The sequence below is a fragment of the Candidatus Methylacidiphilales bacterium genome, assembly GCA_028713655.1.
GTDB lineage: Bacteria > Verrucomicrobiota > Verrucomicrobiia > Methylacidiphilales > JAAUTS01 > JAQTNW01.
The window spans coordinates 29,390-51,902 of sequence record JAQTNW010000016.1 but is presented as its reverse complement, the minus strand read 5'-3'; the positions used below and the strand labels follow the sequence as shown (position 1 = coordinate 51,902).

General features: G+C 54.2%; 25 protein-coding genes. 7 read left to right on the top strand and 18 right to left on the bottom strand.

The genetic code is table 11. The features are described 5' to 3' along the window. The first annotated feature begins 173 nt into the window (after positions 1–173). The 4 genes from PHD76_07000 to PHD76_06985 all read left to right on the top strand — a co-directional run bounded on the left by PHD76_07000 (position 174) and on the right by PHD76_06985 (position 2,245). Positions 174–419 carry a helix-turn-helix domain-containing protein gene (locus PHD76_07000; GenBank protein MDD5261583.1) on the top strand — a complete coding sequence of 82 codons (246 nt, stop codon included), beginning with the start codon at positions 174–176 and terminating at the stop codon, positions 417–419. 2 nt (positions 420–421) lie between these two features. Beyond that, positions 422–724: a HipA N-terminal domain-containing protein gene (locus PHD76_06995; GenBank protein ID MDD5261582.1), complete on the top strand. Its 303-nt coding sequence runs from the start codon at positions 422–424 to the stop codon at positions 722–724. Next, complete coding sequence (locus PHD76_06990; protein ID MDD5261581.1) at positions 721–1,665, top strand: HipA domain-containing protein; 945 nt, start codon at positions 721–723, stop codon at positions 1,663–1,665. Before PHD76_06995 ends, PHD76_06990 begins: the two co-directional genes overlap by 4 nt. 277 nt (positions 1,666–1,942) lie before the next feature. After that, a complete protein-coding gene (locus PHD76_06985; protein ID MDD5261580.1) occupies positions 1,943–2,245 on the top strand; it encodes a hypothetical protein in 303 nt (100 codons plus the stop codon). Between the two features lie 344 nt (positions 2,246–2,589). Here the strand turns inward: PHD76_06985 and PHD76_06980 are convergent, their stop codons facing one another. The 11 genes from PHD76_06980 to PHD76_06930 form a co-directional block, all read right to left on the bottom strand. Next, positions 2,590–3,663: a sulfate/molybdate ABC transporter ATP-binding protein gene (locus PHD76_06980; GenBank protein ID MDD5261579.1), complete on the bottom strand. Its 1,074-nt coding sequence runs from the start codon at positions 3,661–3,663 to the stop codon at positions 2,590–2,592. Positions 3,664–3,678: 15 nt separating this feature from the next. Then, positions 3,679–4,572 (bottom strand): sulfate ABC transporter permease subunit CysW, encoded by an 894-nt coding sequence (gene cysW, locus PHD76_06975; GenBank protein ID MDD5261578.1) that lies wholly within the window; start codon positions 4,570–4,572, stop codon positions 3,679–3,681. A gap of 2 nt (positions 4,573–4,574) precedes the next feature. Then, the gene (locus tag PHD76_06970) at positions 4,575–5,504 is read right to left on the bottom strand and encodes a sulfate ABC transporter permease subunit CysT (protein ID MDD5261577.1); all 930 of its coding nucleotides are present in this window, start codon (positions 5,502–5,504) and stop codon (positions 4,575–4,577) included. A gap of 391 nt (positions 5,505–5,895) precedes the next feature. After that, complete coding sequence (locus PHD76_06965; GenBank protein MDD5261576.1) at positions 5,896–6,093, bottom strand: hypothetical protein; 198 nt, start codon at positions 6,091–6,093, stop codon at positions 5,896–5,898. Positions 6,094–6,106: 13 nt separating this feature from the next. Then, complete coding sequence (locus tag PHD76_06960) at positions 6,107–6,916, bottom strand: hypothetical protein (GenBank protein ID MDD5261575.1); 810 nt, start codon at positions 6,914–6,916, stop codon at positions 6,107–6,109. 124 nt (positions 6,917–7,040) lie between these two features. Then, positions 7,041–7,946: a succinylglutamate desuccinylase/aspartoacylase family protein gene (locus PHD76_06955; protein MDD5261574.1), complete on the bottom strand. Its 906-nt coding sequence runs from the start codon at positions 7,944–7,946 to the stop codon at positions 7,041–7,043. Between the two features lie 7 nt (positions 7,947–7,953). Continuing rightward, the gene (gene cysK, locus PHD76_06950) at positions 7,954–8,916 is read right to left on the bottom strand and encodes a cysteine synthase A (protein ID MDD5261573.1); all 963 of its coding nucleotides are present in this window, start codon (positions 8,914–8,916) and stop codon (positions 7,954–7,956) included. A gap of 87 nt (positions 8,917–9,003) precedes the next feature. After that, positions 9,004–10,020 (bottom strand): sulfate ABC transporter substrate-binding protein, encoded by a 1,017-nt coding sequence (locus tag PHD76_06945; protein MDD5261572.1) that lies wholly within the window; start codon positions 10,018–10,020, stop codon positions 9,004–9,006. A gap of 59 nt (positions 10,021–10,079) precedes the next feature. Further along, a complete protein-coding gene (locus PHD76_06940; protein MDD5261571.1) occupies positions 10,080–11,540 on the bottom strand; it encodes a putative porin in 1,461 nt (486 codons plus the stop codon). A gap of 114 nt (positions 11,541–11,654) precedes the next feature. Further along, positions 11,655–11,834 (bottom strand): YezD family protein, encoded by a 180-nt coding sequence (locus PHD76_06935; protein ID MDD5261570.1) that lies wholly within the window; start codon positions 11,832–11,834, stop codon positions 11,655–11,657. A gap of 70 nt (positions 11,835–11,904) precedes the next feature. Continuing rightward, positions 11,905–12,354 (bottom strand): Rrf2 family transcriptional regulator, encoded by a 450-nt coding sequence (locus PHD76_06930; GenBank protein MDD5261569.1) that lies wholly within the window; start codon positions 12,352–12,354, stop codon positions 11,905–11,907. A gap of 177 nt (positions 12,355–12,531) precedes the next feature. Here PHD76_06930 and PHD76_06925 point away from each other — a divergent pair, with 177 nt between their 5' ends. Further along, a complete protein-coding gene (locus PHD76_06925) occupies positions 12,532–13,143 on the top strand; it encodes a DUF2726 domain-containing protein (GenBank protein ID MDD5261568.1) in 612 nt (203 codons plus the stop codon). Positions 13,144–13,150: 7 nt separating this feature from the next. Here the strand turns inward: PHD76_06925 and PHD76_06920 are convergent, their stop codons facing one another. From PHD76_06920 to PHD76_06895, 6 genes are all read right to left on the bottom strand, one after another. Continuing rightward, positions 13,151–14,752 carry a family 14 glycosylhydrolase gene (locus tag PHD76_06920; protein ID MDD5261567.1) on the bottom strand — a complete coding sequence of 534 codons (1,602 nt, stop codon included), beginning with the start codon at positions 14,750–14,752 and terminating at the stop codon, positions 13,151–13,153. Between the two features lie 73 nt (positions 14,753–14,825). Next, positions 14,826–15,668 (bottom strand): DUF4412 domain-containing protein, encoded by an 843-nt coding sequence (locus PHD76_06915; protein ID MDD5261566.1) that lies wholly within the window; start codon positions 15,666–15,668, stop codon positions 14,826–14,828. A gap of 505 nt (positions 15,669–16,173) precedes the next feature. Beyond that, positions 16,174–16,695, bottom strand: a complete 522-nt coding sequence (locus PHD76_06910) for a hypothetical protein (protein ID MDD5261565.1) — start codon at positions 16,693–16,695, stop codon at positions 16,174–16,176. A 5-nt stretch (positions 16,696–16,700) separates the two neighbouring features. Beyond that, complete coding sequence (locus tag PHD76_06905; protein ID MDD5261564.1) at positions 16,701–18,047, bottom strand: hypothetical protein; 1,347 nt, start codon at positions 18,045–18,047, stop codon at positions 16,701–16,703. Between the two features lie 152 nt (positions 18,048–18,199). Further along, entirely contained in the window at positions 18,200–18,571 is a 372-nt protein-coding gene (locus PHD76_06900) for a hypothetical protein (protein MDD5261563.1), read from the bottom strand. Continuing rightward, entirely contained in the window at positions 18,552–19,067 is a 516-nt protein-coding gene (locus PHD76_06895; protein ID MDD5261562.1) for an RNA polymerase sigma factor, read from the bottom strand. Before PHD76_06895 ends, PHD76_06900 begins: the two co-directional genes overlap by 20 nt. Before the next feature lie 217 nt (positions 19,068–19,284). Here PHD76_06895 and PHD76_06890 point away from each other — a divergent pair, with 217 nt between their 5' ends. Both PHD76_06890 and PHD76_06885 read left to right on the top strand, forming a co-directional pair. Then, entirely contained in the window at positions 19,285–19,569 is a 285-nt protein-coding gene (locus PHD76_06890) for a DUF1778 domain-containing protein (GenBank protein ID MDD5261561.1), read from the top strand. After that, positions 19,562–20,074: a GNAT family N-acetyltransferase gene (locus tag PHD76_06885; protein ID MDD5261560.1), complete on the top strand. Its 513-nt coding sequence runs from the start codon at positions 19,562–19,564 to the stop codon at positions 20,072–20,074. Before PHD76_06890 ends, PHD76_06885 begins: the two co-directional genes overlap by 8 nt. Before the next feature lie 284 nt (positions 20,075–20,358). On the opposite strand, the gene rnr is transcribed toward PHD76_06885, so the two are convergent. After that, positions 20,359–22,485 carry a ribonuclease R gene (gene rnr, locus PHD76_06880; GenBank protein MDD5261559.1) on the bottom strand — a complete coding sequence of 709 codons (2,127 nt, stop codon included), beginning with the start codon at positions 22,483–22,485 and terminating at the stop codon, positions 20,359–20,361. Positions 22,486–22,513: the final 28 nt, after the last annotated feature.

Here is a 22,513-nt window from a genome sequence, read left to right as displayed (position 1 = left end):
AATTATACTGCTATAACGGCATTATTTATACAATTGCTTCCAAATTGTAAGCATAAATAGTTTAATAAATTATATATTACCGTTACAGCGGTAAAATAATTGACATTATTTACAATTTGGTATAGCATACAGACTAATACATATTAATTTACTATTGTAGCGGTAAAATGAAAATGCTTAAGGAAATCATCAAACTGCACCGGCGCGTGAGCGGCCTTTCTCAGGCCGAACTGGCAAAGCTGGCTGGCGTTGGAAAGACTGTGATCTTTGATTTGGAACATGGAAAGCTGTCGGTCCGCTATGACACCCTGGCGAAGATCCTCTCGGCGCTCAATATCACGATCAACCTCCAGAGCCCGGTGATGGAACGCCTTCGGGCCGACAGCGTTGGCACTTCATCAAAAGATCAAACGACATGAGAATGGCCGGGATTTATCAGCAGGGTGTTCTCGCCGGTTTTCTCGAAGAACTTGGCGGCGACAAATGGCGGTTCAGCTATTCGGACGGTTATTCCGGTGAATCGGTGTCGCTAACCATGCCGGTGTCGCGGCGTGTCTATGATTTTGACCGGTTCCCGCCCGCCTTTGAAGGCCTGCTGCCGGAAGGGATGCAACTGGAGGCGATGCTGCGCCGCCACAAACTGGATGGCAATGACCTGTTCGGGCAGTTGAAGCTGACCGGCCAGGATCTCGTCGGCTCGCTCACGGTGAAGGAGATAGAATGAAACGCTGTCCGATCACCTACGAGCCGGTCAGTTCCTGGGTGGATTACTCGGCCGGCGGATTGAAGCTTCTGGACCGGAATCTCCTTTCCCTGGCTCCATTGGCTTACACAGCAGTGGAGCAGCGGCAGGAGGCGCTTGAGCGCGCGGGGAAAATGTCCATCCCGGGAGTCCAGTTAAAGTTGAGCGCCGTGCTGAAGAGCAGGGAGGGCAGGTTTGAGGTGGTGGATTGCAACGGCAAGTTCATCCTCAAGCCGCCGGGCCTGGATTTTCCGGAACTGCCCGAGAATGAAGACCTGACGATGCGTCTCGCTGCTGGGGTTGGGATCGAGACGCCACTGCATGGACTTGTTTACGCCAGTGACGGTTCGTTCACGTATTTCATAAGGCGTTTCGATCGCGAGGCGCGGAAGGGGCGGATTCCGCTGGAAGATTTCTCGCAGCTTTCAGGCGCGAGCAGGGAGACAAAATACGAATCGTCCATGGAAGAGGTGGCGGCCATTGTGGAACGGTTTTGCACATTCCCCGCCATCGAGCGTGTGAAGCTTTTCGAGCGGACACTTTTCAGCTTCCTTACCGGCAACGAGGACATGCACTTGAAAAACTTTTCGCTCATCACCCGGCGCGGACGCATTGATCTTGCGCCGGCCTACGATCTGGTGAATTCGACCATCGCACTAACGAAACCGAAGGAAGAGATGGCCCTGCCCCTTCACGGGAAGCGATCCAGTCTCACACGAAGCGACCTGTTTAGCTATTTTGCCGGAGAACGCCTTCAGATCAACGACCGTATCCTGGGCGAAATAATCCAGCGTTTTCAGGCGGCCTTTCCGCTCTGGGACGAGCTGATCGCCGGTAGTTTTCTTTCTCCGAACAAGAAGATTTCTTACGCGGGTGTGCTCAAGGAGCGGAAGTCTCGGCTTGGCTTCGCAGCGGGAGAGTAAAGCGCTCTTTTAGCCCGGATGTTTCACCCGCTTCTGAAAAGCTCTGCAAAGTGTCCTGTCAAAAGGTCGTGAAAAAACAGGGGAGTGCCCACATCCGGGCTAGAAACAAAACCGCCTGAATGAGATTATTTTTGAATTGGGAACGTCTTATTTTGCGGCGGTTTTGCAATAACCTGCATAGGCCCAGTGCGTGTCATTCCTGTGTTGTGGCATAATGCCAACAGGTTGATCATTAAAATGAGTATGAAATATGCAGGTTGGAGCTTCTAGAATCCCGATGGAACAAAAAACCGTGAATGGACGGGCCCACCCACGGTTTTGTTTCAGTACTGCAGTTGCAGCAGGTATATTTGGCTTACTGCTGGCAGCATTTGTGGTGGTGATGGCGATGATGCCTGTGGTGATGTTTGTGATGGCATTTGCCATGGTGCTTGTGATGGCAGCGGTGATGATGGCGCCATGCGCAACAAGTACCCTGCTCGGCAACTGTCAGGCGAGGGCCCTTGGTGGTTTCGATTGTTGTCCCCGCCTGCAAGACCGGGCATGTAAAGATACCCAGGAGCAGGCCAGCCATTACTAATTTGAATAGATGTTTCATGACCCGGATTAAACCACATTGAAACGAAAAAGTTGCGCTGTGTTTGGCAAGGATGAGAAAACGGGTTTACCGCAGAGAGGTTAAAGCCGAACACAGAAACAGAATTGGCCGCAAAAAAGCGCAAAAGACGCAAAGTTTTGACTGCGAACCTCCTTCGCTGAGGCCATGGAGGTCGGGAACACGCGAAAAGGGAAAGGAAGGTTGAGCCGCAGATACTCTTACTCTATCTCCAACTCTTAATTTTTGGGACTGCAGCGGTATGACGCCGCCTACCTGAAAGCGCAGACATGTCTGCGCACTCCAAAACGCTTCGCGAAGGCTGAGCGTTAAATCGAATAATCCGGAGGGAAGACCTGCATACGGTGAGGGTGCAGATAAACCGTTTCGCCCCGTTTGAGCGCAAGGGCGCCATAGCGTTCCCGGGTCAGCTCTACTTCCAGGAGGTCGCCGTTGTCGGTGCGAATGACTTGAAGATGAATGATGGGGCCAACGGGCTGAATGTGGCGCACGGAAGCTTCCAGGGCCGGTTCTGTTTCCCTCGTCTTGGATACGCCGAATTCGTGCGGTCGGATAAAGGCGAGCCCGTTAGGCTCATTGAGACCGCTGGTCCCGGTTGGGAACCGGACATCGCCGATGAGCGCGGAGCCGTTCGCCACCGAGGCGGCCAGGGTGTTCACGGAACCGAGGAATTGAAAGACAAAGGAGTTGGCGGGGGAATCATAAACTTCTTCCGGAGTCCCGACTTGTTCAACACGCCCGGCATTCATGATGACCACGCGGTCGGCCAGTTCCAGTGCTTCCTCCTGATCGTGCGTTACAAAGATGCTGGTGACATGGATTTCTTCGTGCAGCTCGCGGAGCCAGCGGCGGAGTTCCTTGCGGACCTTGGCGTCGAGCGCTCCGAACGGCTCGTCCAACAGCAGCACCTTGGGTTCCACGGCCAGGGCGCGCGCCAGGGCGACACGCTGGCGCTGTCCGCCGGAAAGCTGGCTGGGATAGCGTTTTTGCAATCCATCCAGCTTCACCAACCTGAGAAGGCTTTGGACGCGATCCTTGATTTCGCCCCTGCTGGGGCGGTGCATGAACCTGCGGACGCGCAGACCGAAGGCGACGTTTTCAAAAACGTTCATGTGCCGGAACAGGGCGTAATGCTGAAAGACAAATCCGATCCCGCGATCCTTCGCGCTGCGATTGGTGACTTCCTCGCCGCCGAAGAACACGCCGCCGCTGCCGTCGTCCGGGCTTTCCAAGCCGGCGATGATTCGAAGCAGGGTGGTTTTGCCCGAGCCGCTGGGGCCTAGGAGTGCGAGCAACTCGCCGGAGTTGACCTGCAAATCGACGGCGTTCAACGCCTTGAAATCGCCGAAAGTTTTTGTGATGGTATTGGCTTCGATGTTCATAGTTCTAATAAGGGATCAATGTTGAACGCCTCCGTTGCCGGGTTCGTGCCGGTTTTCGATGATGGCTTTGATCACCAGTGTGGCGATGCCCAGCAGCGTCAGAAGGGACGCTATGGCGAAAGAGGCGGAGAACTGGTATTCGTTGTAAAGAATTTCTATGTGCAACGGGATGGTGTTGGTTTTTCCCCGGATATGGCCTGAGACAACCGAAACCGCGCCGAATTCGCCCATGGCGCGGGCATTGCAGAGAATGATGCCGTTCAGGAGGCCCCATTTGATGTTGGGCAAAGTGACGCGGCAGAATGTTTGCCAGCCGTTGGCTCCCAATGATACTGCGGCCAGCTCCTCATCCGCTCCCTGGGCTTGCATGAGCGGGATGATTTCGCGGGCCACAAACGGGAAGGTGACAAAGATCGTGGCGAGAACAATGCCGGGTGTGTCGAAAATAACATGGCATACATTCTCGGAGAACCAGACTCCCCACCATGTGTGACTGAAGATCAGGACAAAGACGAGCCCGGCAATGACGGGCGAGACGGCGAAGGGCAGGTCGATGAGCGTCAGAAGGATATTTTTGCCCTTGAAGTCGAACTTGGTAATGGCCCAGGCGGCGGAAAGGCCGAAGAGAGTGTTGAGAGGAACAACAATAAGCGCCACCGTCAGGGTAAGTCGTATGGCGCTCTGGGCGGCGGGATCTTGAAACGCTTGAAAATAAGCGTCGAGGCCTTTGCGCAGGGCCTCCGTGAAAACCGCCACGAGCGGCACCACCAGGAAAAGGAGCATGAAAATGAGCGCGGCGCCGATGAGGATGCGGCGCGCCCAGACGTGATCCTCCCGCCCGTGGGCGTGGGAAGACGCGGCGGGGCCTGTTTTGTGGCGTGCAATCAGCGTGGTCGTGGGGCCGGGCATGTTCAGTTCCCTTGGTAAAATCGTGAGTTCCACCATTGAGTCAAGTTGATGAGCAGGAGCAGAAGGAAGGAGGCCACGAGCATCATTGCGGCAATCGCGGCTGCGCCGGAATAATCATATTGTTCGAGCTTCATCACAATCAAAAGCGGAGTGATTTCCGTGCGCATGGGCATATTTCCCGCAATAAAAATAACGGAACCGTATTCTCCGAGCGCCCGCGCAAAGGCCAGGGAGAACCCCGTGAGTATCGGCGGGAAAAGCTCGGGCAGAATAACGCGGGTGAAGGTTTGGAACCGGTTGGCGCCCAGGCTCGCGGCGGCTTCCTCGAAATCGATGCTGAGGTCCTGCAACACGGGTTGTACGGTGCGCACGACAAAGGGCAGGCCGATAAAAGTGAGGGCGACAGTCACGCCGATCCAGGTGTAGGCGATCTGAATGCCATTGGACGGGAGGTGGCTGCCGATCCAGGTTTCAGGCGGGAACAGGGCGCCGATCCATCCATCCGGCGTAAAGGCGTGCCCGATGAAACCGTCCTTGCTGAAGCAGGCGCCGATCCAGCCGTGTGGAGCATAAAGAGCTGTCAGCGTAATACCGGCCACGGCGGTGGGCAGGGCGAAGGGCAGATCCACGAGCGAATCCACAAGACGCTTGAAGGGGAACTGATAGCGGACCAGCACCCAGGCCACCAGCAGGCCGAAGACCGCATTGATAGCCGCTCCGAGCAGCGAAGCGCCAAAGCTGATGCGGTAGGACGCGAGGGCGCGGGGGTTGCTGACGGCCTCCCACAGGTGCAGCCATCCGTCTTCCGAAGCCTTGAAAAAGACCCCAGCCAGAGGAATGAGAATCAGCAGCGACAGGTACAGAAGGGTAAACCCCATCGTCAGGCCGTAACCGGGGAGCACCCGGCGGTGTTTGTATTTTTTCAACGTCATGGTTCTTAGGCATATTGTGAGCAAGTGAATGCGGACACAATTTCAAACAGGTCGGATTTTAAAGATATTTCAACGGGTACAGGATTTTTTAACGCAACCCCGACAATCCGTCGCGAGCAAGAGGGCGCAAGGCGCGAAGACGCAAAGAAACGCATCCGCATCTGCGGATTACGCAAATTGAGGCAGATGGAACGATGCGGCTTGTATTGAAGTTTCGGGTTTATTTTAGTTTTCCTCTGCGCCTTTGCGTCTCTGCGTGAGAACCTGCTTGTGTTTTCATCTGTGTTGATCCGCGTCCATCCGTGGTTCAAGTGGATATTCCCCTTTGTTTCCCTTGTGTTCTTTTGTGGCGAAATCGTGTTTCTGGTTTCCCTGGCGTATTCGTTGTTATTCAACTTTCAAGCGTCATTCGTCCATCGCGGTGGACGCGGACGTACACGCCATCGATCCAGACGCCGCGGCAGATGCCGCTTTCCACATGGTAGCGAACCTCGCCGAGCGGGGTGTGTGACGCACTTCGGATTAATTTTGCCGCGCTTTTCCGGGTACCGGCCCGGGAATTGTTTTTTGGAAGTATTTGCAGACTCATCGTAGATTGTTTTTCAGATATGCTGCGCATGCGAGATGACGGCGCGGTAATGTTGCAGGATGGCGTGCAGTGCGGCGCGGTACGCGTTGATTTGCGTCCGGGGCGCGGTTTCGCGGGGTACCTTGATTGAAATTTCAAAGGGCCTCGGGTTGAGATCGCCTCCCGTTGTCAGCGAGATTTTCTGGGATGCCGTCCAGTCGCCCGACTGGGCAAGCGGAAGGAACCTGGAAGCGGCATGGACAGCCGGCTGGACCACGGTGGTTTGCAGGCTGCTCCAGACTCCGTGCAGTTGCAATGAAACGCCTGACAAGTTGCTTAAGCCCAGGAGCGAGAGAATGCCATGAAACTGGATGACAGCCAGCTCGCGTTCCAGCAGATAGGGTTCGGGCAGGGGCGAATCTTTCCAGAGGAGCTGGAAAAGATCCTTGCCGGCGCCAAGACCCGGCTGGTGGTTGTTGAATCCATGTGGATAGGCAACGGGATAAAAATAGATATGGAAGCCGGTGGCCAGTTCGGGCGATGCCACCAGGTCGTGCAGGAAGCGGACGGCCGCAGCGGGGCTGTGCCGGTCCTGACCGCGAATTCCGGCAAATATCCCAAGACGAATGGGCTGATGGCCGGAATCCGGGCCGATAAAGACAAATCGTTCGATATGGAAACGTTTGCCGTCGGAAACGGTGGTGATGGGGCTGTCCTGCACGCCATTTTCGAGCAGGGTGAATTTGCGCAGGGGATGGAGCAATTGATCGACTTCCTGCGTGTACGGGGCCTGCGCTGCCGGGACCGGCAGGTGTTGGAGGATGTTCAATGTTTTGGAGTTCATGGGTGTTCCTTGATTTTGCGGGCGGGTACGGCCTGACCGATTCAGCCTGCGGATGGGTTGGGTTGAACACCAGTTTTCCGGTAGCGGTGAAGAAAGCTGTGAAAAAGCGGGCATGGCCGTGTGGTTATAAATCCTGCCCGTAGGAAATGAATTTCGGGTATTCGGCGATCAACGTGAGCAAGGCGGTGACGTGGGCCTCGACCTGTGTTTTGAGCGGGGCCAGTTGGGGCGTTTCGAGAACGATTTCAAAGGGTCGGGGCTGCGCGGATGGCGACGCGCCTAACACGCCACTGTAGCATTTGCTGATGATTCCGTTTTCAGCGTCAAATCCGTCGATGCGCCTGTTGTTGTTTCGGGGGATAATGGCGCTGGCGGCTTCGAGGGCGGGTTCCAGAACATCGCGCGTAATCTCCGCGCCGCGGGCAAAGCCGTAAATTCCGTCGCTCGAATCGTCGGCATGCAGGGAAATGATGCCGTCAAACTGCATTCCTCCGATCTGATCCTCGAGAATCTGCACTTCGGCCTCGCGCGATTTTTTCCAAAACAAGCGGTTTAAATCCACGCCACGGCGGGAGAAGCGCGTGTTGTCTTCAAAGCCGCTGGGGTTGCATACCGGGTAGGCGAAGATTTCCCATCCTTTGCCGAGAAGGGGGGAGGCTTCAAGCTGGCGCAAAAATTCCACTATGGCATGCGGGCCCGCAATTTCATCGCCATGCAGGCCGGCGAAGAGGCCGAGCCGCTTGTAGTAGCTTCCGCCAGAGCCCGGCCCGATAAACGCAAAACGCGGCATGCGATAAACCAGATTGCCCAGTTCAAAGGGTTCCAACGGCGCATGGAACAGGCAGCCGGATCTCTGGCAGGCTTTTGCCAGAGGAGCGATCAAATCCTGCACGGAACGGCGGTCCTTCAGGCCGGACAGCAATCCCTGGCGGCTCGTGTTGCCGCCAGGGGTCTGATTCTTTTTTTTCATCGCGAGGCGCGGGATGGGTTGAGCCAAAATCCGTTTGCGTTTGTTGAGGATTCGGATCATATACGGATCAAGTCGTAACAGCCTTGCGGGCTTCTTCGGCCAGCGCGGTGCTGAGATAGCGTTCGCCGGTGCTGCATCCGATGGTTACGATCAGCTTGCCCTTGTTTTCCGGCTTTGCGGCGGCTTGCAGGGCGGCCCATACATTCGCGCCGGTGGAAATGCCGACGAGCAGGCCTTCTTCCTTCGCCAGACGCTGCGCGGTGGAGATCGCATCTTCGTTGCTGACGGTGATCACGCTGTCCACAACATCCAGATTCAGATTTTTTGGCACAAAGCCTGCGCCAGTGCCCTGGATTTTGTGAGGGCCGGGTTTGACGGGTTCGCCGGCGCGGGTTTGCGTGATGACCGGCGAGTCCTTGGGTTCGACGGCAATCGCCTTGAACGAGGGTTTGCGGGATTTAATCACCTCGCTGACGCCGGTAATAGTCCCGCCGGTGCCGACGGCTGAAATCAAAACATCGACCTTGCCGTTGCTGTCGGCCCAGATTTCCTCGGCCGTGGTGGTGCGATGGATTTCCGGATTGGCCGGATTTTCAAACTGTTGCGGAATCCAGGAATTCGCGGTTTCTTTTTGCAATTGTTGCGCGCGGGTGATTGCGCCTTTCATGCCTTCGCCTGCGGGAGTCAACACCAGTTGCGCTCCAAGCAGGGCGAGCAGGGTGCGCCGTTCCAGGCTCATGCTTTCCGGCATGGTGAGGATCAGTTTGTAGCCGCGTGCCGCAGCCACGAAGGCCAGTGCGATTCCGGTGTTGCCGGAGGTGGGTTCGATGATTGTGGTGCCTGGTGTTAGTTGGCCGCTTTTTTCGGCGGCCTGGATCATTGCGGCGCCGATGCGGTCCTTGACACTGCCGAGCGGGTTGAAAAATTCCGCCTTGAGCGCGATGGTGGCGTCCACGTCCCTTGCGATGCGGTTGAGTTTGATGAGAGGGGTGCGTCCGATGGTTGCCAGAACGTCAGTTTGTATGGGCATAAATCCTTTTGGGTTGGTTTAGTTGATTTTTCCCGTGAAGCGGGGCATGCAGGCGCATGCCCCGCCGCCAGTGGAACAAGTTAGATGTTAGGGTTGGTAGATTTTGTCAAAGACTCCGCCGTCGTTAAAGTAACCGCTTTGAGCCTTCTGCCAGCCGCCAAACTCGCCATCCACGGTCACAAGTTTCAGTTGGGGGAATTGTTTTCCGTATTTGGCTGCGGCTTGCGCGGAACGCGGACGGTAGAAATTCTTGCCGATGAGGTCCTGGGCCTGTTCCGTATAAAGGAAGTTGAGGTAGGCTTTGGCCACTTCGGTGGTTCCGTGTTTTTCGGCGATTTTATCGACGATTGCCACCGGAGGCTCCGCCAAAATGCTGAGGGACGGCGTCACAATTTCAAACTTGTCAGCGCCAAACTCCTTGATGGAAAGGAAGGCCTCGTTTTCCCAAGCCAGCAGCACGTCGCCGACTCCGCGTTGGACAAATGTGGTCGTTGAGCCTCGGGCGCCGGAATCCAACACCGGCACATTTTTGTAGAGCTTGGTGATGAACTCCTGGGCTTTGATGTCATCGCCGTATTTGTGCCTCGCATAAGCCCAAGCCGCCAGGAAGTTCCAGCGCGCGCCGCCGGAAGTCTTGGGATTGGGTGTGATGACCGAGATTCCGGGCTTGACCACGTCATCCCAATCCTTGATGCCCTTCGGGTTGCCCTTGCGAACCAGAAACACGATGGTTGAGGTGTAGGGCGAGCTGTTTTCCGGGAATTTTTTCTGCCAATCGGCATACAGCAGATTTTTTTTCTTCCCGATGATGTCGATGTCATAGGCCAAAGCCAGCGTGACCACGTCGGCTTCGAGGCCGTCAATGACCGCGCGGGCCTGCTTGCCCGAGCCGCCATGCGACTGGTCGATGGTGACAGTGTCTCCGGTCCTGGCTTTCCAGGATTCGGCGAATGCTTTGTTGATATCGACGTAGAGTTCGCGTGTGGGGTCGTACGAGACGTTGAGGAGTTTGATTTCTTTTGCTTGGAGCTGGCTCCCGGCTAAGCCGCCCAGAAGGGCGGCTCCGAGCAGGAGGCTGATTTTTGTCAGGTTTGATAATTTCATATGTAGGGTTCCATTTTGGTTTTTGGTTATGGTTTGAAGTCTAGCATTAAATTGGGAATTTAGAACTTCCAGACCAGGTCAACCTGGACCAGGTCCGTGTTGGAGAAGCCGCCTTTTGTGGTGCCGCCGGTCGGCAGAACCTGGCTGACGTTGACAATGTTGTTGTCGATCTGTTCGCTGTGGCGCCAGTTCAGGGAACCGGTGATGTTCTCGGTGAAGTTGTAGCTGGCTTTGATGCCGAAGCCCTGTCCGTTCAGCGAATTGCTGTTGAAGTCCGAGTCAATCAGAGCGCCGGTCCACGAATAGGCTTCATAGTAGGCATAGGTGCCGTCCAAGGCCCAGCCGCCTTTGCCTTTGCCCTTTTGTCCGCCACCGCTGACTTGGTAGCCGGCAAGGAAGAACTGATTGCGTCCATCCTGGCCCAGGGTATTGCCGCTATTGTTATTGTTGTTATAGTGAGCGGCAAATTCTGAAGCCGTGAGGTTCACGCCATATTCCCCGTAAAACTTGCCTTTGCTGTTGTTCAGGAAGAATGGCGTGTCCAGAGCCGCATCGACCAGAAACACGTTCAGGTAGTTGATGTCAAACGCAGCGGCATCGCTCCAGCCGGGATTGACGTTGTTGTTGGTCTTGGTCGAGCTGTCACCGGCTCCGTTCACGAAGGCTGGAGACACGCGAAGGTTCCAACTGTCGCTGAACTTGTAAGCGAGATCTACCTGATTGACAAACAGGAAGGGATCGCTGGAGGTGTTTTGCCCACTGCTGAACGTGCTGGACGTAAATGTATTGTCGGCCGTGGCCTGATCGCCCCAGACATAAATGCCGTGGGTGGAACCAACGGTGAAATCCTTGCTGAAGGGATGGAAGTTGCCGAGTTTGATCAGTCCGCCGTCGGGATTGATGTCGCTGTCCCAGGTCCAGCCGTTGAGGATGTTGTGCGGCTGCAACTGGCGTCCCGCTGTCAGGCTCAACCAGTCCTGCCCGAAGGCTTTGTCCCAGGTCAGATAAGCCAGGTCCACAAACACCGAGTTGTTGGCAGGCCAGGATTTGGCGCCTGTACCAAAGTCGGCGTTGGCGCTGTTGTGGTTGCCGCCCGCGTTGGTGGCCAGGCGTACGCCCGCCTTGAAGTTGTCAGTGAACAGATACTCGGCGCCCAAACGCACCCGGTACAAATTGCGGTTGCGCTCCTGAATATCGTTGACGATACCGCCCGCTTTGGAACCTGTGTAGCCGGTGTTGATGGCGGTTTTGTCCCATTGATAGCGCAGGCGCACGTCCCCGTAGAGCTTCAGTCCTTTGACTGCCGGTGAGCCTACGGACAAAATGCCGCCTCCGGTGGATTTGTAGTCTTTGAGCAATTCATCGCGCGCATTCAATCCTTCCTGGGAAGTGAGAACGCCTTTTTCAACGAGCAGGTCCACGAGAGGGCCGACATCGCCGCCATCAGCCCGTACGTTCGATGTAGCGCTTATCAGCGCAAGACCGGCGGCCAGACTCCATTTAATCAATTGTTGTTTCATTTGAATATTCCTCCTTGTAATCGACTTTATTGTCTTTTGGTTTGCTCGCCGGTGGTCCGGTGGAATTTCAATTTTCTTGGTTCGTGCTCCAGTGGTCTGGTGGGGTAAGCCTGCCTAAATTTTTTTTCCGGGTGTGGGCTGAAAACGGATTTTTTCCTGTCGGCTGACTTCAACGATCCGGTGTTCGTGGACCGTGACGATCACGCTGCCGTAATGGAGGCCGCGGACCGCGCGCAGGATCTCTGCTTCCTGCGCGGAAAGGCCGTTTTTTTGTTCGTTTGCAAGGTCATTCATGGCGATTTAAAATACTATTAAATTGATATAGATTAAAACTACATTAAATCTATGGACTTTGTCTAGTATTTTATTTCGCCGGGCTCGCTTTTTTCGAAAGTGTCGCCGATACCGAGTCGGCCAAGGTGTAACGATCCAAAATATTGGCAATCGCGTTTCGAACATCCAACATCAATATCCGAAGGCCGCAGTTGGCTTCATCCGGGCAGGAGCATTTTTTATAAGCTGTTTGACTGACGCAACTTATGGGGGCCAGTGGTCCGTCGATCAGACGTACCACCTGGCCAATGGAGATGTTGTCCATGGGCCTGGCCAAAAAATAACCACCCAGCTTGCCCCTCTTCGTTTGCACATAGCCATTCTCACGAAGCTGAATGAGGATTTGTTCGAGAAATTTGCCCGGAATGTTCTCGTTTTTTGCAAGTTCACGAAGCGGAACCAGCTCGCGGCCTGTACTTTGTGCAATACCCAAGGCAATAAGCGCCCGGAGGGCGTATTCGCCGCGTTTGGAAAGATTCATAGGCTACTGTAGCAGTCGGATTAACAAAGGGCAATCCGGTTCATATCGCGAATCCGAAAATAAACGGCTATTGTAACAATCTGAAGTCCTGGTGGACTTGCGCTTGGCGCGAAATTTCATATATATTAAGTGTTAAGGGGTTCAGTTGGCCGTTGTGGGATTTGAGGAGCAAATAAAATGACGGATCCGATTACAATTTTTGTGGCGGCGGTTATAGGACTGCTGGTTTTGGCCGGCATCATCGTGATTGCCGTGAACGCATCAAATAAAGCGCGCAACGCTCTTGCCGATTCCGGGCAGATGTTTCCAGACGGAGCCGGCCGTCCCGGCTATGAACCGGCTCCAGCGCTCATGACGCCGGAGGAAGCCTATCTTTATGTGCATCTTGTACAATTGTTCGATCAGGCGGCAATCATCTGTCCAAAGGTACGGCTTGCGGATGTTGTCCGACCGCAGACCCTGCGCAATAAAAGCGAATGGCAGAACACCTTCAACCGGCTTACCCGGAAGCGCCTGGATTTTGTCTGTCTGCGAATCGATGATCTGACCACGCTTGGCGTTATCGAACTTGATGATGCCGGTCCCGAACAAGCAGGCAATGCGGAGCATGATGAATTTGTGGATTCGGTTCTTAATGCCGCAGGGGTGCCCATCAGCAGGGTGCAATTGCTGGCGCAATATGATTTCACAGTACTTTACAATCAGGTCATGAGGGATTTTGGCATCAATCCGGAAGAGGCGACGGGGAACGCCGAGGAAGCGACAGAGGCCCTGGACTCAGAACTTTAATAGAAGGTTAGGGCCTCTTCCAGTAAATCCGGTCCTTTCTTTCGTCATAGCAAAGGGTACGGCCGCAACGGTCGGGCACTTCGAAGATACCGTCTCTTTTAGCTTTTACAGGGATGTTAAGCTGCCGCAGTGAAGCCAGCAGCTTGCCCGGGGCCGCAACCGGTTCCGCATGGGCGATCTGGATGTCTTTTCCGGCGACAGTTTCCAGTTGATTGGGCCCGTAGATGATGGTTTTGTGCCCGGCCTTGGCTCGCCTGCGAATGAGCTTGAGTATATCATCTTCGATGATGGTAAAACCCGGCACGATCAGGGCCTTGTAGCGGTCCAGAATGCCGTCGCGGATCAACGAGTCGTTCACCAGATCAAAATCAAAATGGTAGCGCAGCTTGTCGAAAAGGGCATGGGGCCTTTTGGGCAGCCCCCAGGGGAATTCCTTGATGTCCCAGGCGGTTGCGTGTTCATGCACCCAGTTGACATAGGCTTCGGATGAAAATACCGCCACATCGACTTTGCGGCGGAAGCGGAGGTCCATCCATTTGCGGAAGCGGCGAAAATATTTCACAACATCCTTCTTGTTCTGGAAACTGTATTCATGAAACTCTTTGGCGCCACTAATGATAAAGGCAAATATCCGCGCCACGATGAATTTGGGGGTCGATCCGTGCGATGATTCGAAACCGCAATAGGTTTTGTAATAGTTCGTGGCGACCGCAGTGGGGCATTGGTATGTATTCAGGAACCGGAAATTGTCCCGTGAGTTGGTGTCACGGATGCCCACCTTGTATTTGGCGCAGAGCCTGGCCGCGGCGGTATAATGCTGGCCCTCCTCGGCGGAGCCGTCGCCGCCCATGCAGAGGTAAATGTCCTTCGTCTTCCAGAGCTTGCGGGCCTCCTGGATCCAGAACTCGGCATGCTTGAGCATGGCTTCGCGGTACCAATAGACCATATCGACCATGGCGCGGCGGGAGGGGGCGTCCTTGCGCAGGAACGGCCGCATCGCGCGAAAATTCGCATACGAGCTGCCCCAGCGCGCATTCAGTCTTCGGATTGTCCTGAATTTTTTGCGGAAATGCTTTTGAAAATCGCGGATGGCATGCTCGTCCGCACACCAGAAGCCGCGATGGGTGTGATACTGGCCGTCAAAATTGCCGATGCACGGATAAATCGCTTCGCCGTAATCGCCGCTGATGCCTAGCAGGATCGAGTCGAGACGATCATCCCTGTCCTGATAATGATCGTGAAACATCCGGAGGAAGCGGCGGGTCGGCGCCTTGAACTTTTCGTTCCAGATGGACTGGATGCCGGAATCCTTCCCATGTTCGAGGCACTTGAAGAAATGACTGTCCCTTCCTTCCTTGTACCAGTAGGGCACCGAATACCACGGACCACAGATCAGGAACGGCTGCCACTTGACGCCATAACGCCCGAGGCGTTCCAATTCGCGGTCGTAACGCTTGAAGCTGATTTGGTTCCGCTCAGGCTCCAGATCGATCCATTTGACATAACTCTCGGTGGTTGTGGCCCCGATCTTTTGATAATATTTCCGGATCTCGGGATCGTAAGCCGGGCTCCAGTTGGCGCCGATATTGATGCGTTTCGTGTGATTCATGGAAAGCGGCGGGATGGAAGTGCTGTGGAACCAATCATGCGCAGCCGGGGAAATGGGGAGCGACGTTTGAATTTTACCATTGCCCTGGCACTGCGAGAACTTCCTTTTTATATCCGTCCGGCAATGCGAATTTTGTGACCGCAACCGGTTTGTTGTCGAGCCGTGTCACCTGCCAGATTTCAGAAGCCTTGCCGTCCTTGTAGCTGACGGACTTGACAGGGAAACCGTCAAAGCCGTCGTCCTTCTCGAGTTTTAAATTGGAGAAGGCAGGGAAATGGCTGCCGACTCCCTGGAGAAATTTTGAAAACACGTCCGAGAAAAAAGCCGTAAAATTCTGGAACGTCTGCATCTCGGTTGTTGGAATTCCCAGGGATGCGACTGGGGTTGTCCAGACTTCCTCCTCCAGCGATTCGCCTTTCCGGCCTTCATAGCGGTCGCAGGTCCAGTCGGAGATTTTCTCTCCCGAGGCCGCTTTTTTCCAGGTGAGTTTCGCTGTGGGCTGCGGCTGTTTGAGGGCCGAGAGTTGCGAGCCCATCATGCTTTGCACCGCGGCGCGCTGTTCGGGAGGAAGCGAGGCCATTTGTTTGTCGATAGCGCTGAGCGCCTCGGATGTTTTTTGTGCGAGCTTGTCAAGTTCGGCCTTGGTGGTTTGGGTGTAGGTTTTGTTTTTGTGGTCCAGCATTAACAGCACATCGGTTTCTGCCTGGTAAATGACCGAGCTCGGAGTGTCACTGTCGTTGTTATCGACCCGGACGGCGTCGGAGCCGAAGAAGATGCAGCCGGCTTCCTTTTTGTCACCGCCGGTGGCCGGACGGTTTTCATATTCCATGGTGGCTGCTTGCGAGCCGGATATGGCAAGCACGGACAGGGCGGTTGTCAGAAGCAGGAGGGCGATGAAACGGAGGCTTTCGTTCATGGGCGCAAAAATAACCCGGCCTAGGGCTTTGTCGATGCTGGAAAAACAAGGTTTAACGCGGAGGGCATAAGACGCCAAGACGCAGAAGGCATTTCTATCCGCAGATTACACAGATATGCGAGATGGGAAAACGGAAGCTTAAAACTTAAGACTTATAAACTTAAAACTTGAATGGAACCACGGATAAAACGGATGGATACGGATAAGAAAACACAGTTTTACAGGAAGACCGCAAAGAACGGGAAGGTCTTGAAAGTTGAAATAAAAACAGTTCTCACGCGAAGACGCGGCGCAAAGGAAGACGAAACCATTATTGGATTAGCACCTGCTGTATCTATCCCCCTGAAAAGGGGGAAGACACGGGGGTTTTGTTGTCCGCGAGAAGGCGTCCGCCAGAGGACGGATTCGTCCCGTGTGCGAACAAAACACGCAAAAAAGTGATTGCGGGTATTTATCCTGTCCATCCTGTAAATCCTGTCAAAAATGTGTTTAGCCTTTTACTTTTTCAACCCTTTATGTCCTTCGCGTCCTTCCTGTAAAGATGCATTTGGCTTTGTTCCATCCATGAATTGTAAGAAGCGGTCAGGGCATCCCGGTCTTTGGGCTCCTTGAGTTTTTTCAGGCTGTTGCGAAAGGCTTTTTGCGCGGCATCGAAATCGCGATAATGAACGATTAAAAGTTCGAGGCGTCCGAGATGAGCCCTGAGTTCCTGCGGATGGTAATGGAGGATCTTGTTGTATTCCTCCAACGCATCTTCATAGCGCTCCTTTTCGAGGAGGTATTCGACCAGATACCAAAGTGGCTGAGGGGTGACTTTGGTAATGGGCATGTAAAGCCTGCCCGCGAACTCCCCTAAATATTCGGCAATGGGATGGGCAATGAGAATGGCCGCTGGAATGCCCAGTGCGAAAGCCAGAAAAACAAAGAGGATGGCGCCTTTTGCCAAAAGGAAGCCAGCCGCCAAGAACAGCGGGATGAAAATTGGGGATCGCTTGGCGAGTTTGATCAGGAGATCGACGAAGGTCATGACCGTTATTCTTTGATTTTATACAAATCCGGCCTGGAAGCCCAGACCCAATCTCCTTGTTCTTTGTGCTTTTTGTAAAAAACGCCGCCATCGTCTTTGCCGTCCCAGCCGGTGGAATAGAGGATGTAGTCCTGGTCGCTGACGCGGTTGTAGTGCAGAGCTGCGCCCGTGATCAAATCGTGAGGTAGTTGGGGGATGTAATTCGGAACCAACGCCTGCAAAGAATCCGGCAACTTGCCATGAGCAAGGCGGTAGCGTTCCAGGCCGCAGGCGACAGCCGCCAAGTTGATTTGGGTTTGGATCTGAGCGGTCTTTCGAATAACACCATTCAAGCTTGGCAAAGCAAGCGAGCTAAGTAGGCGATAGCCAAGCAATCGAGGCCAGAATCTAAACTCATTACTTATATAGACTTCACCGGGTTGGATTTTCAACGAATCGACGCGCTGTAATTTTGGATCAACAGGATCGAGATAATATGTTTGTATGGTTTGGTTGAAAAATGCCCGGTCCTGATCGCGCCAACCCTTAGGTAGTATTTTCAAACAAAAGTCAGCATATTTGGAATCGGTATGGTTTGTTTCATTGGTTCCCAGTGCAGTCAGCAGATATATTATATTACTGTCAACAATCAGGATCATGCGGTTAAAAGAAGCCCGTTCCAGGCGATGGGCTTCTTTGTACGAGAAGAGAAAATCTTCCGACAGCAACATTCCTTGAATTTCCACAAGTTGCATTTCCGACCAACAATGGGTGGTAATCCCTTCTTGGACAACTAGTAGGCTGATATTATTCCCGATTAGAGCGACCAGATGGCTTATCAGGACACCGTTGTCCACCGCTCGGTTTAAACGATAAATCCGTTTTAGATTCAATAAGGCAAGGTCCGATTTGCCGACGGACAAGGCAGCGTCACTTTTTAAAATCAAGAGTTGGCTGGTGGCAACAGTGCTGTTCAAATAGGGTATTCGTGTCTCGAAAGGCCTGTCACGATTCATGGGCCACAAAACCTTGGGGCGCTGCAGGGCCTGATCCAAATCCTGCAAAATCGGGTCGTATTTGGACAAAGTGGCAAGGATATCTGCGCCTGCTGTTTTGGGATCATTTTTTCCGGTCAAAAGTTTTTGCCAACCGACCAGATCCACGCGTGCGCCGGTCATGCTGTCGCCGAGAATCGGAGGACGTCCTTCCGATGGGTTTGGTAGTTTCAACTGGGATAAGCGGGCTTTTTTTTCGTCGGCCCAGAGTTCCTTGAAAATCGGCGCGGCAGCCACGTTTTCGTCGTCGGGAATGGAGGCGGGCAGGATTTCATCCAGGGTCAGCGGCTCTCCACGGGCACGCAGTTCCTTTTCCACACGCGTCCAATCCCGGGCACCGCGCCAGTCTTCCTCGGCGCAAAAGAGAGCGATGAACGTGGCGAAGAATAAAAAGCCGATGAGAAGTCGGCGCAACCATTTTTTAAGTTTCATAAACGAATATAGGGTTAGGCTTAGCTGGGTTTGGATGTTTAGGATCTGGGTCGGTGCAGCGGGGCGGAAATTCGATTCCCTTCGATGCGGAGTTCAGGTTCCTGCAGTTGGGCGATGGCCCATTCGCGTTCAAACTGGATGGCTTTGAATTGGGCGATTGTAATGCCCGGACCGGATGGCCTGGGCACGTCAGGTGTCGTGAAGTGAAAGGCAAAGATCAAAAGCCAGAGAGCGGCCAGTGCAGCCGTTGCATAGTGCCCAGGGTAGAAAAAACTTAAAAAGGAGCTTGGACTTTGTGACTTTTCCGGAATCGCAGCAGCCAGGATTTCGCGCCGCCAGGCCGTTGGCAGCGGGCGAAAGCGCAGGCGTTGCAACTGTTGTTCGAGGTCGTCAGTCATTTCGTTGCTCATAAACAGGACGCAGATGTTCTCTCAATTTGTCTAAAGCATAACGATACCTGCTGGCCGCCGTGTTGAGCGAGATCTCCAATACTTCGGAAATTTGTTGAAACGTGTAGTTTTCCCAGATTTTCAAATGGAGTACGGCGCGTTGATCTTCCGGCAATTGACTGAGTGCGGATTCTATTTCCACCGGGTCCAGAGCGTTTTCAACCGGGGTTTCAAACAACAAAGTAATCTCTTCCGAAGCGGTCTCGTGGCGATCTTCCCGGCTTCGCTTGCGCCGGTAGTGGTCGATGAACAGATTATGGGCTGTGCGATAAAGAAAGGAGCGTTCGTTTTGGGCTTTTGCCAGTAATCCGGGTTTCCGGGCCAGCTTGAGAAAAAGCTCCTGCAACAAATCGCGGGTGTCAGGTTCGGAGCAGGTCAGGTTCAGCAAAAAAGCAAACAAAGCCCCGGCATGCCGGTCGTAAACCTGTTCCAGCGGGTTGGGTACCATCACAGCCATGACGCATCAGGCCGCTTGTTTTGTCTATAAAAAAGGGAACAACATTTAACGTAAAGGGCATGAGGCGCAAAGACGCAAGAAAACATTTTAAACCACGGATAACCACGGATGAATACGGATAAGAAAGTATATTTATACAGGAAGAGCGCAAAGAACAGGAAGGTTTGAAAACTGGAACAGGGTTGACAAGCCGGTGACAAAGTGGCACCATCTGTTCATGGGGCATGCAATTGAAGAACCTCGCAAGAGGATCACGGCCCGCGTTTCGGACAGTGTGCGCGGAACTCTGGAACAGGCGGCGGAGCTTTTGGGGGCGACCGTCAACCAGTTCGTTGTGCAAACGGCATATCAGGAGGCGCAGCGGGTGATTGAACGGGAATCGCTCATTCGCCTTTCGCAGAAGGACGCGTGGAAAGTTTTTTCACTGCTCGACAATCCGCCGAAACCCAACAAGCGTCTCAAGGACGCGGTAAAAGCGTTCAAAGGCACGGTACGTGCGTAAAATTGAACTGCTGTCGAAGTCTCATGACAGGGACGGGTTCGACTGCGGGAATGAACCGCTCAATCTGTTTTTGAAACAAACGGCGCGCCAACATGCGGAGCGCGGAATTTCACGGACATTTGTTTTGGTGGATGAGGGAGCATCCGTGCCGAAGCCTATCGTGGGATTTTTCTCCCTCAATCTCTGCCAGATAAAATCGGAATCGCTTTCGGCGGAAGAAGCCCGGAAACTGCCGCGTGATGTGTCGGCTGTCAGGCTTGGGCGATTGGCGGTTGCCAAAGAATATCAACGGCAAGGCATCGGGAAAGCACTTCTGGTTGCGGCAATGGGGAAGTTTATTGGGATTTTCAACATGGCGGGCGGGATTGGCCTGTTTGTCGATGCCAAAGACGCGGAAGCCAAACGCTACTATGAGCAGTTTGGCTTTGTTCCTTTGCCGTCCAACGAACTTGAATTATTTCTGCCGGTAAAAACGATCCAAGAGGCGTTGGCATCACAGCCATGAGGCGGTGAGTTGGATTAAACCACAAAGAGAGACAATTTTACAGGAAGACCGCAAAGAACGGGAAGGTCTGAAAGCTGAAACACGTTTGGCCGCGAACTCCGACATGCGTCGCGAGCGCGAAAGCGTCCTTGGGCCGAAACAGCATTCTTTGTATTTTTCGGAGATAACACCAACCCCCTTGTCTTCCTCCTTTTCAGGGGAATAGAGGCAGATGGCGCCAACCTAAAATTGTATTCCCACTCCGCGTTCTCTGCGCCTCTGAGGTGAATCGTTTGTCTTTGCCTTTAGCCCAGCCGGAAGTCGATCTGCTGTTTGAGCGGGTCGATCCGTTCGACGCGGACCTTGACGGTCTGGCCGATGGTGTATTTGCGCCTGGTTTTTTTGCCGACAAATCCGCGGCTGCGTTCGTCGTAATAATAAAAGTCGTCCTTCATGGCCGAGACATGCACCAGCCCGCTGAGCAGAAAATCGGGCAGTTCGACGAACATGCCGAAATTCTGCACGTCCATGATGATGGCGGGGAAGCTTTGCGGCTTCGCGGCATTCAACTGGGCGGCGAAGAATTCGAACTTTTTCAACCGGATCGATTCTTCCTCGGCCTCGGCGGCGCTGCGTTCGGTCTGGCTGATGTATTTGGCCAGTTTTGTCAGTTCGTCCATCGAGGGATAGCCCAGGCCTTTCTTTTTCAAGGCCAGGGCGCGATGCACGATCAGGTCGGAGTAGCGGCGAATGGGCGAGGTGAAGTGGGTGTAATTGGATTTCGCCAGGCCGTAATGGCCGATGGGGCGGGTGTCGTAGATCGCGCGCTTGAATGAGCGCAGGACGGCAACCTTCAGCGCGTGTTGTTCGGGCAGGCCTTCGATGAGTTTGAGCGCCTTCTGCACTTCGCGCTTCTGGGTCATATCGCCCACCTTGACACCGTGGATTTTTAAAATCTCACGCAACTCCAGCAGCTTCTCCGGGTCGGGAGACTCGTGAATGCGGTAAATGGCGGGCTTGGAGGACCTCTTCAAATCGGTGGCGACAATCTCGTTCGCCAGCAGCATGAACTCCTCGATCAACTGGTGCGAGATGTCGTTCTCGACCTTTTGGATGGACGTGGGGCGGCCCTGCTCGTCGCAATACACCTTGACCTCGGGCATTTCGAGGTCGAGCGCGCCTCCCGCAAAACGGCGCGAGCGCAGGACGGACGCGATTTTCCAGGCGTCGTGCAGGAACGTGTCGAGAGCGTCCTGGGGCTTGCGCTGCAGGCGCGTGAAGGCCTGCTGGTAGCTGAGACGGTGTTTGGAATGGATGATGGAGCGGGTGATCTTCCAATTGCGCGGGTGGCCGGTCTGGTCGAGGGTGGCCATGACGGAATATGTCAACCGGTCCACATGCGGGTTGAGTGAGCAGAGGCCGTTGGAAAGTTCCTCCGGCAGCATGGGAATCACCTGATTGACGAGATAAACGCTGTTGCCGCGTTTGGCGGCCTCCTTGTCGAGTTCGCTGCCCGGCCTGACATAATGCGAAACGTCGGCGATGTGGATGCCGACCTCCCACAGGTCTCGTCCCATGCGGCGCACGGAAATGGCGTCGTCGAAATCCTTGGCCGTATCGGGGTCGATGGTGATGATGAAATCGTGGCGGAGATCGAGCCGTTCGGCCAAATCGTCTGCCTTGGCATCGCCTTCGGGTTTCTGGAACGAGGCCAGCTCGGCCAGCACAGCGGAGGGAAACTCGTCCGGGAGCTCATGTTTGCGGATGATGGAAAGAATATCGAGGCCGGGATCGCCCGTGCGGCCAAGGCGTTCGATAATGACGCCCTCGGGATTGAGGTGGCGGGAGGTCCATTCCTCCAGCCGGACAACAACCTTATCATCTATTTGGACGTTAGGAACCGTATCTTGGGGCGAGGGCTGGGGGACATAGACGTTCTGGATGTAGCGCCTGTCGGAAGGGACCACATAATAGAAACGCCCGGATTTTTCAAGCGTGCCGACCAGTGTGGTGCGGCGGCGTTTGAGGATGCGAATGACGCGGGCCTGTTTTTTATCGGCGAAGCGGCCTCCGCGGACGGCGGGTTGGATGCGCGCCACGACCACATCCTGGTGCATGGCGGTTCCGGTGTCTTCCGCAGCGATGTAGAGGTCCTCGCCCTTGTCCTCGCGGATGAGGAATGCGAAGCCCTTTTCGTTAAAATTGATGACGCCGGTGACCAGTTCGGCCTCCTGGGGCAGCACCCAGCAATCCTTGCGGATGCGGGCGATTTGGCCGTCGAGCTCGAGTTTTTGGAGCAAAGAAGGGAGTTCTTTCCGGCGCTGCTCGGAAAGTTTAAGTTTACGTTCCAACTGATTTTCGTTTAATGGTTGATATCCGGGTTGTGCCATCAGTCGGAGCAGGATGGCGGACAGGTCGGTTTTGGAAGGCATGAGCAGAGGATAAACAAAAGTTTTTCAG